Here is a 12,846-nt window from a genome sequence, read left to right as displayed (position 1 = left end):
ACTTAAGTCTATGCTAACAAAACTTTTAGGAGGGCAACATGAGGGGCATTAACAGCTTTACCGAGCCTGCGCTAAAGGCAGTGTTCGCGGACGATTTCAAGATTGGAGCGGCGGTGAATCCGCGGACGATAGTGTCGCAGGAACATTTGCTTGCCTATCATTTTAATAGCATTACCGCTGAGAATGAAATGAAATTTGAGAGCTTGCATCCTGCAGAGGATGTGTATGATTTCAGTGAGGCGGACAAGCTGGTTGCCTTTGCCCGGAAGCATCAGCTGGCGGTGCGCGGCCATACCCTGGTCTGGCATAATCAGACGACCGACTGGCTGTTCCAGGACAAGGCAGGGAGTCCGGTTAGCAAGGAGACGCTGCTGGCCCGGTTGAAGTCGCATATTGATACGGTTGTCGGACGTTACAGAAATGATATTTATGCCTGGGACGTAGTCAATGAAGTGATTGCCGATGAAGGGGAAGCGCTGCTCCGTCCGTCCAAGTGGCTCGATATTTCCGGGCCGGAGTTTATTTCCAAGGCGTTTCAGTTTGCCCATGAAGCGGACCCTAAGGCTCTGCTGTTCTATAACGACTACAATGAATCGCATCCGCATAAACGCGATAAAATCTATGCTCTGCTGAAGTCGCTGCTGGAGCAGGATGTGCCGGTGCATGGTGTTGGTCTGCAGGCACACTGGAATTTATACGATCCGGCGCTGGATGATGTCCGCGCAGCGATCGAGAAGTATGCTGCACTTGGGCTTCAACTGCAGCTAACCGAGCTGGATATGTCACTCTTCCGCTTTGACGACAAACGGACGGATCTGAAATCGCCTCCCGCAGAGCTGCTTGAGCAGCAGGCAGAGCGTTATGATGTGATGTTCCGGCTGTTGAAGGAATACCGTGAGGTAATTACCTCGGTGACCTTCTGGGGAGCGGCGGACGATTATACCTGGTTGGATGATTTCCCGGTCCGCGGGCGGAAGAATTGGCCGTTTCTGTTTGACGAGCAGCATGCTCCGAAGCCTGCTTATAACCGGCTTGCTGTTCGGAACAGCTGAGACTGGAGTGCGTGAGAGGATTTTTGAAGAGAGGTTGGCAAGGAAAGAGAGAACCCGAAAGTTCGGGAGTATCTGGACAGCTTCTCGATTATCGTCGAGGATATGGTGTAGGCTCGGCGTATGCAAGCTAACCCATGACTGGGTTAGCTATTTTGTTCATTCATGATAGAAAAAGAACATTTCAACTACTATAACAAGTTTCATGTACATCGAAGTTCTGAGGGGAATTAGCGGTATTCAAGGAATTCAACAAGGTAATTTCATAAGAAATTCAGAGTTGCTCCCTAACTTACCCAAATTTTCAAAACCATATTTTTCAAAATAATTCATGGTTGTACTTGCTTCTGTCCATAATGAACCGGGAATATTTAGGTTCCCTTGAATTTGCAGAAATGCCTCCATCAACTTTTCCCCTTCCCCTTTACGGTATGAATGGATATGAAGTAAATCTACAATTTGTGGAGAGTCGTAGTGCTCTAGAAACCTTTTATCTGTTCTATTCAGAGCAACGAACATAACGGCGTTCAAGTTCTTGGACATTAATCCAACTGAAGGCTCATTTGGATTAAAGGTAGGAACGATGTAGAAATTCTGTTCACCTTGTTTCATGATTTCTTTAATAAAGTTGGCTTCGAGAACTGATATTTTTTTTGTACTAAGCGTTTTTTTAAATTCAGTCATCATTACATTTGTAATTTCATCAGCCTTATCTCGGGTCAATCCTTTTAATACAGTCTTAAATCTAGCGTGTGACGTTGATGCCTGTGACATAGTAAGTCTCCTTTTGAAATGTTAAGTTTATATCAGTAATTCATATATTCGCGTTTAGGTAAAATTATCCTCTGTTTGCTCTTAACTTTATCTTGTTTGACCACGAAACCCCACCACCCACTAAAAGCCCAAGCGACCGGCGAAAAACCTGCCGTTCCATTGGGCTTTTTTGCTGCGCAACCATGGGTACCCGGTGGCGCGGAAGGGCAAACCCAAGTCTATTGCAACAACTGCAGCAGATTCTCTCCGGTTAATCTGATAATAGCAATCTGTTGTATTTCATGCAGCAGAATTACTCTCTTTTCCGTTAATCAGAGGTTTCTGCCTCTATCTGCTGTATGAAATACAGTAGATCATCCGTTTGAGCAACTGGCAAGCAGATCAGCTGTACAAAGTGCAACAGATGGGACTAAGAAGTTTATTAAAGGTACAGCATAATTCCGGCGTTGTCGTGCATCCTTATAATGTTGTTTTCTTCCATGCCGCTGATATATCATTTTGAGAAAAATGATGACACAGACGACGAAATACCTTATTATTTAAAGAGATTTTTAATGAAACAGATTTTAAATAATTATAGTACACTGTTTGAGGCGATAAAAGGCTATAGTATAGGCGTTCTGGAGAGGGGGGCTTACATATTCTATCGCTGAGTGGGGTGAGTAAAAGCTTCAAGTTGAAGGAAGGCAGCTATCATGCTGTCCGGCAGGTATCGCTTGAGGTGAAGACAGGAGCTGTCCATGGCATCATCGGGGCCAGCGGGGCCGGCAAATCGACGCTGCTGCGGCTGATCAATCTGCTGGAGCGGCCGGATGAGGGGAATGTTACGGTTGACGGCAAGAAGCTTACCGGAATGGCGGAAAAGGCTCTGCGTGAGGAGAGGCAGAAGATCGGTATGATCTTCCAGCAGTTTAATCTGCTCGGCAATGGTACAGTCAGCCGGAATGTCGCCATTCCGCTGGAGCTGGCCGGTATGCCGCGGAGCGGAATGATGAAGCGGGTGGAGGAATGCCTGCAATTCGTCGGACTTGCGGACAAGGCGCAGCAGTATCCCGCCCAGCTCAGCGGCGGGCAGCGGCAGCGGGTAGCCATCGCCCGGGCGCTGGCGAACAGCCCGAAGCTGCTGCTCTGCGATGAGCCGACCTCGGCGCTTGATCCGGGAACAACGGCGGATATACTTGCTGTGCTGAAAGAGATTAACAGCACACTCGGCGTCACGATTGTTATCGTCACCCATGAGCTGGATGTTGTCCGCAGCATCTGCAGTGATGTATCTGTGATGGAAGAGGGCAGAATCGTGGATTCCTTCTCCCGCGGGGAGATTGGTTTTACAGCGCCTGTCGGCTATACCGGTTCCTACCGTGAGCAAATTACCGGCAAAGCGGGGGAAGCCTATGTTTGAGGATATGCTGAAATATCAGGATCAAATGTGGCAATCAATAGGGGAAACCTTTGTAATGGTAGGCATTTCGGTAGGCGCAGCCGTACTGCTGGGGCTCCCGCTGGGGACGCTGCTTTATTTTTGCCGCAAAGGCCAGCTGTATGAGAATCAGCTGCTGTCTCTTATCCTCAACAGCATCGTTAACGTTGTCCGTTCGTTTCCGTTCCTGCTGCTTGTCGTGGCGCTGATTCCCGTCACCCGCTTCCTCGTGGGGTCGGCGATTGGTACGGTAGCGGCTACTGTGCCGTTGTCTATTGTTGCAATTGCCTATTACTCGCGGCTGGTAGAACAATCGCTGCTGGAGGTTCCGAAGGGGACGATTGAAGCGGCCTTATCTATGGGAGCTTCAAAGGTTTCGCTGATTTTCAAGTTTCTTTATGTGGAGGCCCGTTCCGGTCTGGTGCTTGGATTGACTGCTTCTACGATTAGCTTTATCTCGTTCTCAACTGTAATGGGCGTTGTCGGCGGGGGCGGAGTAGGCGATTTCGCCATCCGTTACGGGTACCAGCGCTTTGAGACGGAAGTGATGATCTATGCGATTGTCGTGATGATTGTGCTCGTGCAGGTGATTCAGTTTACAGGCAGCACTGCGGCGAGACTGCTGGATAAACGCTGAGGAATTTGCAAGCATCTATGACCTTGAAATCAAAATATAAATTGGGGGTTAGTTATACTTATGAAAAAAACAATGCTATTCGCGCTTACACTGCTTGTATTGATCGTTGCCGGTTGTGGAAATAACAAGGAGAATACAGAGGCGCCCGCTGCAGACAGCAAAGAGCCTGTAAAGATTAAAGTGGCTTCGCTGATTCCGCCGATGACGGATATTCTTGATATTGTGAAACCGCTGCTGCTGGAAGACGGTGTGGATATGGAGGTTGTGGTGCTGTCCGACAATGTGCAGCCGAACGAAGCGCTGGCGAACAAAGAAGTGGATGCGAACTTCTTCCAGCATGTTCCTTACATGGAGCAGTTTAATGCCAGCAAAGGCTCCAAGCTGGTCGCTGTACAGCCTGTATATGATGCCATTTACGGCGGATATTCCAAACGTTACAAGGCGATCAGCGAACTGCCGGAAGGTGCAACACTGGTAATGGCCAACGACCCGTCGAACATTGGACGTTCCCTGCAAATGTTCGCGGACGCTGGACTCATCAAGCTTAAGGAAGGCGTAGGCATTAAGGCTACACAGGCCGACATCACCGAAAATGCCAAGAACTACAAGTTCGAGGAAGTGGACCTGCTGATGCTGGCCCGGATGCTGGACGACGCCGATCTGGTAGCGATGACTCCGGCTTATGCCAGTCCGCTGGGCCTGACGCCGAAGAAGGATGCACTGATTACAGAACGCGAAGATTCCGAATTCACCATCACCCTGGTAGCACGCGAAGATAACCAGGCTTCGGATGCCATCCAAAAGCTGGCGAAGCGCATCAGCGGACCTGAAGTGAAGAAGTTCCTTGAAGATAACTATGCGGAGATTGCTTTGCCTGCGTTTTGAGGCAAGGTAGCCGCAGCAAGCTCTGCTATGTGTTAATCCGGCCTAGCGACTATTGATATAAATGGTATGATGCCAACATGCAAAAGCAGCCTTCACCACTAACGGGAGAAGGCTGCTTTTTGTTATAGCTGTTTTGTCAATGTAACCGGATGTTCCGGGCATCGCCAAGGTATTAGCTGCGTACATTTAAGGATGTAACCACCTCGTACTGCGCCGATTCAATCCAGCTCCCCGTAGTGAAATTCCGTCCCTTTATAAGGACTTTGTCGGTATAGACTTCCACATAATACCCTTGGCTGCCGGTCTTGTGTTCATCCGCATTCGTCCAGAGGTAAGCAACAGAAGCACTATTGAACATGGTTGCCGTCTCGCCGTTGCCGGGGTACATCGTGTTGTCCACTTCAAGCTCCCAATGTGTATGGCCTGTAAAAAGAAGTGTCTGAGGGTATTTGGACAGGATGGAGCGCAGCTCCTTATCTTGAGTGACGCCATACCACTCTTGTGACTCCAAAGATCCGGCTACAGTGTCCTTCAGCGGCTGATGCAGGAAGAGAAAAACAGGCTGCTCAGGCTTCGAGTGTCCGTCCACCAGCTTTTCCCCAAGCTTACGGTCCAGCCATCGAAGCTGCTCCTCTGACAGTTTACAGAACGTTGGCAGACCTTCCTCTGTTCCCAGAAAAATAAAATGATATCCGCCGATCCAGTGGTCATGATAGGGGCCGGGCATTCCCATGCGGGAAGTGTACATTGCCAGGCGGGATTCCCAGTGGCCGAGGCCAACGTCATGGTTCCCCAAGGTGTAACGGATCTCCGGGAGTGCTGCCTGATGCAGCTGCAGGATGCGGTGGACTTCCTCGTATTCTTCCAGTAAGCCATGATCCGTAATGTCGCCAATATGCATAATTCCGCTGCTGCCCTGGGCATGGTGAGCCAGATCGTGCAGCGCCCGCTCGAAATTCAGATTATACTCATGGGATGGATCGGCAGTAACATGAGTATCGGTGATAATTTGGAAGGTGAGCAGCGGCTGTGGTCCGCCTGGTTCATTTGTACTCATTTGCGAGAGAGCCTCCTTGGATTGCATGGTATTAAACTGAATGCAAAGTTTATGAATAGAACTTTGTTAATGCCCCTTGGCACTAATGTTCAAGCCCACTATTCCGGCCACAATCACAGTCACCCATAATAGGGAAGACAGTGTCAGCCGCTCCCCGAAATACACCGCCCCCACGACGGAGATCAGGATGATTCCTGCACCTGACCATACCGCATAAGCTACCCCGACCTTGATCGAGGTGAGCGCCACATTCAGCGAGGTGAAGCTGATCCCATAGAACAGGAACATCAGCACGGAGGGCCAGAGCCGGGTGAAACCGTGGGATATTTTCATGGAGATGGTTCCCGAGAGCTCGAACAGAATCGCCAGCGCGAGAAAAACCCAGGCCCACACCCCTTCGGCCCTCACCTTGTATTCCTTCCAATACTTAGTTCTGCATAGGACTGCACCAGAGAATCTGCATCCGGCAAAAGACCGCGCACTGATATATCCGCTGCGCCGGCAATCCCGACGGCTACAGCTGCCCCGGCGGCCTTAGCCATCCGCATATCGCCGTTTGTATCGCCAATCACGGCGGCCCCGGCAGGTTGTACCCCAAGCCGCTCACAGGCGAGCAGCGCCATATCGGGGAACGGTTTGCCCCGCTCGACCTGATCCGTACCGATCACGGCAGAGAAATAATGTTGGATACCGAGCCAGCGGAGGTGATTTTCGGCCGCCGCTGTTTCATCGGCGGTCACTACAGCCAGAGCAATGCCCTTGGCTATGCAGTCGTCAAGGAACCGGAGCAGGCCGGGAAGCGGGAGCACCGGGCGGCTGCGCTCCAGCATTACATCTGCTTCCTGACGGCAGAGCTCTACCAGTTCCTTGGACTCGGCCCAGGATAAGCCTAGCAGGTAACCCTGCCAGGACAGAATGGCGTAAAGGTCGCTCATCGTCCCCATGGCCAAGGGACCATTCCGGTCATAGTCTGTAATTCTACCCTCAGCATCGTGAACGGTTCCCAGCAGGGAGGCCAGATACTGAACCGGGAATTTGAGGCCGCGTTGTTCCAGCTGCCGGGTGAACTGTCCCAGGAAACACTCGCCCCAGCTTCCCCAGAGGGAAACGAACTGCAGCAGTGTGCCGTCCTTGTCGAACAGAATCGCGGATATGGAATGTTCCCCTTGCGGAGTGATGAGCTCAGGCATGCTGCCGCCCCCTCAGATTTAATAATTCACGTCCTATTTCTCGCTGAAACGGATAGCGTCCTTTTAAGGACGGCGAAGCCGTTTCCCTTGATACGATATACCGCTTATTTTACTTTATCAAGAGCGGCCTGGGCAGTTTGCTGCGCTTCCTTCAGGGCCTCAGCCGCAGGGATATTTTCAATCTGCACCTTGTCCGCAGCAATGGTCAGCGCATCATTGATTTTGCCGCCGGTAGGGTCCTGGAAGGGGGCGGAGGCGTGGGACGCCTGCATTAACGGGATTTTGATCTGCGGATTGGTCTCGCTGAAGGAGACGAATGCCGGATCTTCAAGCGCAGACTGGCGGACGGAAATATATCCGGTGTTGATTGACCAGAAGGCGGTATTCTCGGAGTTCGTGAAGTAGGTCAGCCATTTCATCGCTGCCAGCTTCTCGTCATCCCCGGCTTTGGCAGGAATACCGGCCATGATCGCTTGTGCCACAGGCTTGCCTTCGCCAACTCCGGCCCAGCCCGGCTGCTCCATTGCGGAGACGATGCTGAAATCCAGATCACCCTGATCTCCGCTGGAGCCAATATAGCCTGCCGCTTGGCCTTTCATCACATCGTCAATGGTCTTGTACCAGTACTCCCAGCCTTGTCCGCCGGAGTGGATGCGCATGGTCTTGTCCTCGTGAATCCATTTGCGGAACAGATCCCAGGTTTCAATCCACTCAGGGGAGTCGATCGTTACTTTGGTGCCATCCTCGCTAAGAACGCTGCCGCCCTTGCTGAGCACGGCATCGATCATGTTGCCGGAGCCCCACATCGGCTCCCATCCGAAGAAGGTTGTTTTGCCGCCGTCTTTAACGGCCATTTTCCCAGCGGCTGCCGCCAGGTCTTCCCAGGTCTTCAACTGGCTGGCATCGATACCGCTTTTCTCAAAAGCATCCTTGCGGTAATACATAATCTGTGTCGTTCCGTACATCGGAAGGAAATACTGCTTGCCGTCAACCTGGCCCTGGTTCAGAAAGGTCTGGACAAAATCCTCTTTATTAAAATCCGGCTGCTGGGTGATCAGCTCATCCATCGGAGAGAAATATCCCTTACGCGCCCAGTCCATATTGGAGGAGAGCACGGCTGCAGGAACCTGTCCGGTAGCAATGGCCGCCTGAAGCTTCTGTTCGGTTTCGCTGTAGTCTGCCTGCACGATGCCTTTGACGATGACCTCCTGCTGCGAGGTGTTGAACTTTTGGATGAGTGATTCCATATTCTCGCCAAGCTTGCCGCCAAGTCCATACCAGAATTCAATGGTTACCGGTTCGCTTTGGGCTGGAGGGGCGTCTGCCGCTGGAGCTGCGGAGGCACCGCCTCCCGCCGTAACGTTGTCCGAAGCGGAATTTCCGCCGCAAGCCGTGAGCACTGTGAATCCGGCAATCATAGATACCGCCGACAACCTTTTTAATACGTTCATCATCATTCTCCTCTTTGTTCAAAAATGTAAGATTCAGCCTTTACTGGAGCCTGCCGTCATATTGACACTTTGCATAATCGTTTTCTGCGCCAGCAGGAAGACAAGCAGCAGCGGGGCGATGGTGAAGGCGCTGGCGGCCATGATCAGCGGCCATTGTAATCCGTATGCACCCCCTTCCACGAAAAAGCTGCGCAGGCCAGCCGAGACTAACTGCAGGTCAGGGTCTTTGGTAATCAGCATCGGCCAGAAATAATTGTTGTACTGGTCAATGAAGGTAATCAGCGCCAGCACGGCAAAGGATGACCTCGTAACCGGCACCAGCACCGTCCACAGAATCCGCATATGCGAGGCGCCGTCCACTTCACCGGCCTCCACCAGCTCATGCGATACCTGCAGGAACGCTTGCCGGATCAGAAAGATCGCGAAGATGCTTACAGAGTTGGAGAGAATCAGGCCGCCGTAGGAATTCAGCAGGTGCAGCTCGGACAGCACAAGATAGCCGGGCAGGTAGACCGCTGTAGCCGGAACCATATACCCGAACAGGATCACTCCGGCAAAAAGCCCCTTCAGGCGGAATTTCATATGTGTCAGCGCATAGGCCATCATGCCGGAATTGATGATCTGCAGAATGACGATGGAAGTGGCGACGAAAATGCTGTTGCCCATGTATCTTGCGAACGGGGCCTCATTCCAGGCAGCGGCAAAATTTCCCCAGAGCGGCACTTCAGGCCAGAGTGTAGGCGGGGAACGCCAGATTTCATCATTGGTTTTCAGCGCGCTGGTGACCATCCAGTAGAACGGGAAAGCCATCAGCAGGGCAAGCGTGGCAAAAAAAAGATGACGGGCCGGTCCGCCCAGCCGTGTGAATATACGCAAGCGGTGAGACCTCCTCTTGGAAAATGTACGGATTATTGATAATGGGTCGTCCGTTTGCTGATGCCAAATGAGAATACGGACAGCAGCATGCAGATGATGACAAGGACAACAGCTACACTGGAAGCCTCTCCAATCTGGAAGGATTCGAAGGCGGACTGATAATACAGATACAGCAGCGTGCGGGTGGAGCCGGAGGGGCCGCCTTGGGTCAGCACGTTGATCTGATCGTAGGCCTGAAGGGCCTGGATAAGCTGCACGACGAATAGAAACAAGGTGGTTGGCGAGATCAGCGGCAGAGTGATGCGAAAGAACTTCTGAGCAGCGCTTGCGCCATCAAGCTCCCCGGCTTCCAGCAGGTCTGAAGGCACATTCCGCAGTGCCACCAGATAAAAGATCATCGCCCAGCCGACGGATTTCCAGATGGTCACCAGGAGGACTCCCACAAGCGCCCATTTGGGGTCCTGCAGCCAGCCGATTTTCGCGAGTCCGAGGAAATCAAGCACCGTATTGGCAAGGCCGACCTCAGGCTCATAGATCCACGACCAGACAATGGATACAGCGACGGTTGGCGTGACCCATGGCGAGAACAGCAGCACCTGATAAAGTGCGGAGCCTTTCAGCTTGCGGTTCATCAGCAGCGCAAGTCCGAGTCCCAGGAGAATGATCGGCAGCACACTGCCCGCACAGAAGAGCGCGGTCACTCTCAGCGCTTTGTAAAAGGCCGGGTTGCTGAAAAGATCGGCATAATTTTGCAGTCCGACAAAAGTTTTCTCCGGGCTCATAAAGTCCCATTCTGTGAAGCTGAGGTACAGCACATACAACAGCGGCGCCAGCCAGAACAGAACGAACGGTACCATCGCCGGCAGCGTGAACAGCACGGGCTTCAAGCCGTTAATAACCTTTGAGCGTGTCATTTTCGTTCCGATACCCCATTCCATCAGCTTGATTTTGCGGTATAATGCAGAGGAAAGTTCCTCTGTTCAAAAAAAATTGTACACTCATGAGACAAGCCCGTGGTTAAGCGGAAGTAAACATCGTTCGGAAGTTGTGTAAAATTTGCAGAAAACCTGTAACGAAGCTTCAGTATTGTGTAATGTAGAGGGAACGATTCTAAAAAAGAGTGAAGGTGCAGCGAATGAAGCAGGCCGCATTTGGCGAGGACAACGAGCATTTATCACCACGGGAGCAACTGCTGCGACCGATGATTGATGCGATAGCGCAGACGATGGATTTATATGGAGCAAATTTTTCTTACGGACAGCTATACGGGATTATGTTCTTTGAGGACAAGCCGATGACGCTGGAGGAAATGAAGCAGGTCATGAATATGAGCAAAAGCAATATGAGCTACGGCGTCCGCTCCCTGATCGCTTCCCGGATGGTGACCAAGCTGGACGAGAAACGCGAGCGGAAGGAGCTGTATGTAGCCGAGACTGATTTTTTCCAGGCATTCAAAAACTTCTTCACCCTGAAGCTTCAGCGGGAAATTGATGTCATGCAGGAGGCGATGGGTACGGTGATGCCAGAGCTCCAGGAGCTGATCCAGGCGAAGGACACTCCTGAAGAGGAACGGCAGGCCTGCCTTCGGGATCTGGACAAGCTCCAGCATGCGGGAGAATATTATGCCTGGCTGCAGCGGTTTGTGGACGGCTTGGAGGAAGGAACGGTGTTCGGCGGGCTGACCGGCAAGGAGTGAATTCCTGAACTCTGAGAACAGCTTCATCTCTTTGGTTAGTTTGTGTACAGCTCAGAGGTGCCATCTTCCAATTGTAACTGCATTCTATGCAACTAAAAGGGAAGAAATCGGCAATAAAACGGAGTTAATTGTACTTGGTACACCTATCTAAAGCTCATCCTGCTAAAAGGAGTCTATCGTCCTTTTTTAACTGTACAGAATACATCTAAAGCTAAAAATAAATGGTTGCACGGCATTTTTATTGTAGCAAATACATTTATCGGGCCAGCAGCGCTTAAGCCACCCTCATACGGATTCCGTCTTGAGGGTTTTTTGCATGTGCAAAAATAGCCTGCAATTCGTTATTTTCAAGGGCAACAAAGGCGTTGTTGAAATCCGCTTTGGTCGATTTGTTCCTGGGTTGCTGCAAGGAAGACAGGTACTGTCGTAATCTTGCTCTCCTATTTCACAGGGCTGCATAAGGTGAGCCGAATCATTTATACTGGCGGTATGAGGTGATTGACTGTGGACCCGATATATTTCGAGCGTATCTATGGCTCCGTTGTGCGGAGCGAACCGACCTATGACGGCGTGTAGTATATAGCGGTGCTGACGACACATATTGCTGCATATCTCGCGGCCCCCGGTGCATCAAAAAATAGGTAAGCTGGAGAAGAACGGAGTCATCAAAGGCTACAAAGGGATTGTGGACTGGGGCAGGCAGGATTAGAAAATCAAAGTCATGATCTCAGTGAAGGTGGTCAGCCAGAGTTTCAAGGAAACGGCAGGTCAGATCATCGGCCCTCAAATCCTCGTCATAAGGCTGTACAAATTTTTATAAGAGAGGAACGTGCAGTATGCTGCAAAAGAATGGAGCTAACGCGATGTATGGGGTTGGCATCGCGTTATTGTCTGTTTATTTATTTTGGGGAGGAACTTATGTCGGCATGAAGGTCGCGATAGAGACCATGCCGCCCTTTCTGATGGCCGGAATCCGCTTTTTTGTGGCCGGAGCTTTACTTTATGTCATTTCCAGATTAAGCGGTGCTAAGCACCCGGCAGGACGCGAGTGGCGGTCTTCGGCCATCGTCGGCGCACTGCTGCTGCTTGGAGGCAATGGACTGGTGGCCTGGTCGGAGCAAAGGGTCTCTTCATCTATTGCTTCTCTGATCGTCGCTGCGGTGCCCGTCTGGATGATGCTGTTCGGGTGGTTTGGCCGCAGCGGCAAGCGTCCAAATCCCGGTGTTATCGCCGGGATTGTGTTTGGACTGCTGGGCATCGCCGTTCTGGTCTTCCAGCCGGGGCAGGGAGACAATGGCACTGCAACCGACCTGATCGGCATTATTACCCTGCTGGTAGCTTCCCTTAGTTGGGCGGCAGGTTCCATGTACTCACGCAGCGCCCGGATACCGGATTCCCCGCTGATGTCAACGGCTGCGCAAATGCTGACAGGTGGCGCACTGCTGCTGGTTTTCTCCTTCTTTACCGGCGACTGGTCTAAGATGGACGTTCCGGCCATTTCCCTCCGTTCGTACGCAGCTCTGGGTTATCTAATCGTCTTCGGCTCCATTGTTGGATACACGGCCTACATCTGGCTGCTAAAAAACGCCGATCCTACACTGGTTTCGACCTATGCCTTCGTCAATCCGGTAGTTGCCGTGCTGCTTGGCTGGCTGCTGGCAGGCGAACAGATAACCGTGAACACCCTGACCGCTGCCGTTATCATTATCGCTGCTGTAATTTTGGTGACCGTTTTCCGCGGCAGGCCGCAGAAGGCAAGAACTCAAGCAGCGCTTGATATGCAAAATCAGCAGCAATCGATACACTGAGGA

General features: G+C 51.6%; 13 protein-coding genes. 6 read left to right on the top strand and 7 right to left on the bottom strand.

Features of this window, described 5'->3' with window-relative positions:
- The first annotated feature begins 38 nt into the window (after positions 1 to 38).
- Positions 39 to 1,052 carry an endo-1,4-beta-xylanase gene (locus MHI45_RS13520; RefSeq protein ID WP_076112567.1) on the top strand — a complete coding sequence of 338 codons (1,014 nt, stop codon included), beginning with the start codon at positions 39 to 41 and terminating at the stop codon, positions 1,050 to 1,052.
- 246 nt (positions 1,053 to 1,298) lie between these two features.
- Here the strand turns inward: MHI45_RS13520 and MHI45_RS13515 are convergent, their stop codons facing one another.
- Positions 1,299 to 1,823, bottom strand: coding sequence for a hypothetical protein (locus tag MHI45_RS13515; RefSeq protein WP_076112568.1), 525 nt, complete (start codon positions 1,821 to 1,823; stop codon positions 1,299 to 1,301).
- Between the two features lie 640 nt (positions 1,824 to 2,463).
- Between MHI45_RS13515 and MHI45_RS13510 the strand changes: the two genes are divergently transcribed.
- Genes MHI45_RS13510 through MHI45_RS13500 form a run of 3 tightly spaced genes read left to right on the top strand, consistent with a single transcriptional unit; the run spans position 2,464 to position 4,765 of the window.
- On the top strand, positions 2,464 to 3,225 hold the full coding sequence (locus MHI45_RS13510; RefSeq protein WP_076112569.1) for a methionine ABC transporter ATP-binding protein: 762 nt from the start codon (positions 2,464 to 2,466) through the stop codon (positions 3,223 to 3,225).
- A complete protein-coding gene (locus tag MHI45_RS13505; RefSeq protein ID WP_076112570.1) occupies positions 3,218 to 3,880 on the top strand; it encodes a methionine ABC transporter permease in 663 nt (220 codons plus the stop codon). Before MHI45_RS13510 ends, MHI45_RS13505 begins: the two co-directional genes overlap by 8 nt.
- Positions 3,881 to 3,940: 60 nt before the next feature.
- Positions 3,941 to 4,765 (top strand): MetQ/NlpA family ABC transporter substrate-binding protein, encoded by an 825-nt coding sequence (locus MHI45_RS13500; RefSeq protein ID WP_076112571.1) that lies wholly within the window; start codon positions 3,941 to 3,943, stop codon positions 4,763 to 4,765.
- Between the two features lie 172 nt (positions 4,766 to 4,937).
- On the opposite strand, the gene MHI45_RS13495 is transcribed toward MHI45_RS13500, so the two are convergent.
- The 6 genes from MHI45_RS13495 to MHI45_RS13470 form a co-directional block, all read right to left on the bottom strand.
- Positions 4,938 to 5,822, bottom strand: a complete 885-nt coding sequence (locus tag MHI45_RS13495) for a metallophosphoesterase family protein (protein WP_076112572.1) — start codon at positions 5,820 to 5,822, stop codon at positions 4,938 to 4,940.
- Positions 5,823 to 5,888: 66 nt separating this feature from the next.
- Entirely contained in the window at positions 5,889 to 6,230 is a 342-nt protein-coding gene (locus MHI45_RS13490) for a DMT family transporter (RefSeq protein WP_076112573.1), read from the bottom strand.
- Positions 6,227 to 7,012: an HAD family hydrolase gene (locus tag MHI45_RS13485; RefSeq protein ID WP_076112574.1), complete on the bottom strand. Its 786-nt coding sequence runs from the start codon at positions 7,010 to 7,012 to the stop codon at positions 6,227 to 6,229. The genes MHI45_RS13490 and MHI45_RS13485 overlap by 4 nt, the downstream gene beginning before the upstream one ends.
- Before the next feature lie 104 nt (positions 7,013 to 7,116).
- Positions 7,117 to 8,463, bottom strand: coding sequence for an ABC transporter substrate-binding protein (locus tag MHI45_RS13480; protein WP_083675783.1), 1,347 nt, complete (start codon positions 8,461 to 8,463; stop codon positions 7,117 to 7,119).
- 33 nt (positions 8,464 to 8,496) lie between these two features.
- Positions 8,497 to 9,339: a carbohydrate ABC transporter permease gene (locus tag MHI45_RS13475; RefSeq protein WP_052092313.1), complete on the bottom strand. Its 843-nt coding sequence runs from the start codon at positions 9,337 to 9,339 to the stop codon at positions 8,497 to 8,499.
- A gap of 32 nt (positions 9,340 to 9,371) precedes the next feature.
- Positions 9,372 to 10,253 carry a carbohydrate ABC transporter permease gene (locus tag MHI45_RS13470; protein ID WP_076112617.1) on the bottom strand — a complete coding sequence of 294 codons (882 nt, stop codon included), beginning with the start codon at positions 10,251 to 10,253 and terminating at the stop codon, positions 9,372 to 9,374.
- A 221-nt stretch (positions 10,254 to 10,474) separates the two neighbouring features.
- Between MHI45_RS13470 and MHI45_RS13465 the strand changes: the two genes are divergently transcribed.
- Positions 10,475 to 11,035, top strand: coding sequence for a GbsR/MarR family transcriptional regulator (locus MHI45_RS13465; RefSeq protein ID WP_076112576.1), 561 nt, complete (start codon positions 10,475 to 10,477; stop codon positions 11,033 to 11,035).
- A gap of 836 nt (positions 11,036 to 11,871) precedes the next feature.
- Entirely contained in the window at positions 11,872 to 12,843 is a 972-nt protein-coding gene (gene yedA, locus MHI45_RS13460) for a drug/metabolite exporter YedA (RefSeq protein WP_083675784.1), read from the top strand.
- Positions 12,844 to 12,846: the final 3 nt, after the last annotated feature.

The sequence above is a fragment of the Paenibacillus sp. FSL H3-0321 genome (assembly GCF_038002865.1).
Taxonomy (GTDB): Bacteria; Bacillota; Bacilli; order Paenibacillales; family Paenibacillaceae; genus Paenibacillus_AQ.
The sequence above is the reverse complement of the archived record's forward strand: the minus strand, read 5'-3'. Positions and strand labels throughout refer to the sequence as shown.

What these genes read in the sequence shown, in the direction of transcription:
- MHI45_RS13520 (WP_076112567.1), top strand. Translation starts at nt 39, where the DNA reads ATGAGGGGCATTAACAGCTTTACCGAGCCTGCGCTAAAGGCAGTGTTC.
- MHI45_RS13515 (WP_076112568.1), bottom strand. Translation starts at nt 1,823, where the DNA reads ATGTCACAGGCATCAACGTCACACGCTAGATTTAAGACTGTATTAAAA.
- MHI45_RS13505 (WP_076112570.1), top strand. Translation starts at nt 3,218, where the DNA reads ATGTTTGAGGATATGCTGAAATATCAGGATCAAATGTGGCAATCAATA.
- MHI45_RS13500 (WP_076112571.1), top strand. Translation starts at nt 3,941, where the DNA reads ATGAAAAAAACAATGCTATTCGCGCTTACACTGCTTGTATTGATCGTT.
- MHI45_RS13495 (WP_076112572.1), bottom strand. Translation starts at nt 5,822, where the DNA reads ATGAGTACAAATGAACCAGGCGGACCACAGCCGCTGCTCACCTTCCAA.
- MHI45_RS13485 (WP_076112574.1), bottom strand. Translation starts at nt 7,012, where the DNA reads ATGCCTGAGCTCATCACTCCGCAAGGGGAACATTCCATATCCGCGATT.
- MHI45_RS13480 (WP_083675783.1), bottom strand. Translation starts at nt 8,463, where the DNA reads ATGAACGTATTAAAAAGGTTGTCGGCGGTATCTATGATTGCCGGATTC.
- MHI45_RS13470 (WP_076112617.1), bottom strand. Translation starts at nt 10,253, where the DNA reads ATGACACGCTCAAAGGTTATTAACGGCTTGAAGCCCGTGCTGTTCACG.
- MHI45_RS13465 (WP_076112576.1), top strand. Translation starts at nt 10,475, where the DNA reads ATGAAGCAGGCCGCATTTGGCGAGGACAACGAGCATTTATCACCACGG.
- yedA (WP_083675784.1), top strand. Translation starts at nt 11,872, where the DNA reads ATGCTGCAAAAGAATGGAGCTAACGCGATGTATGGGGTTGGCATCGCG.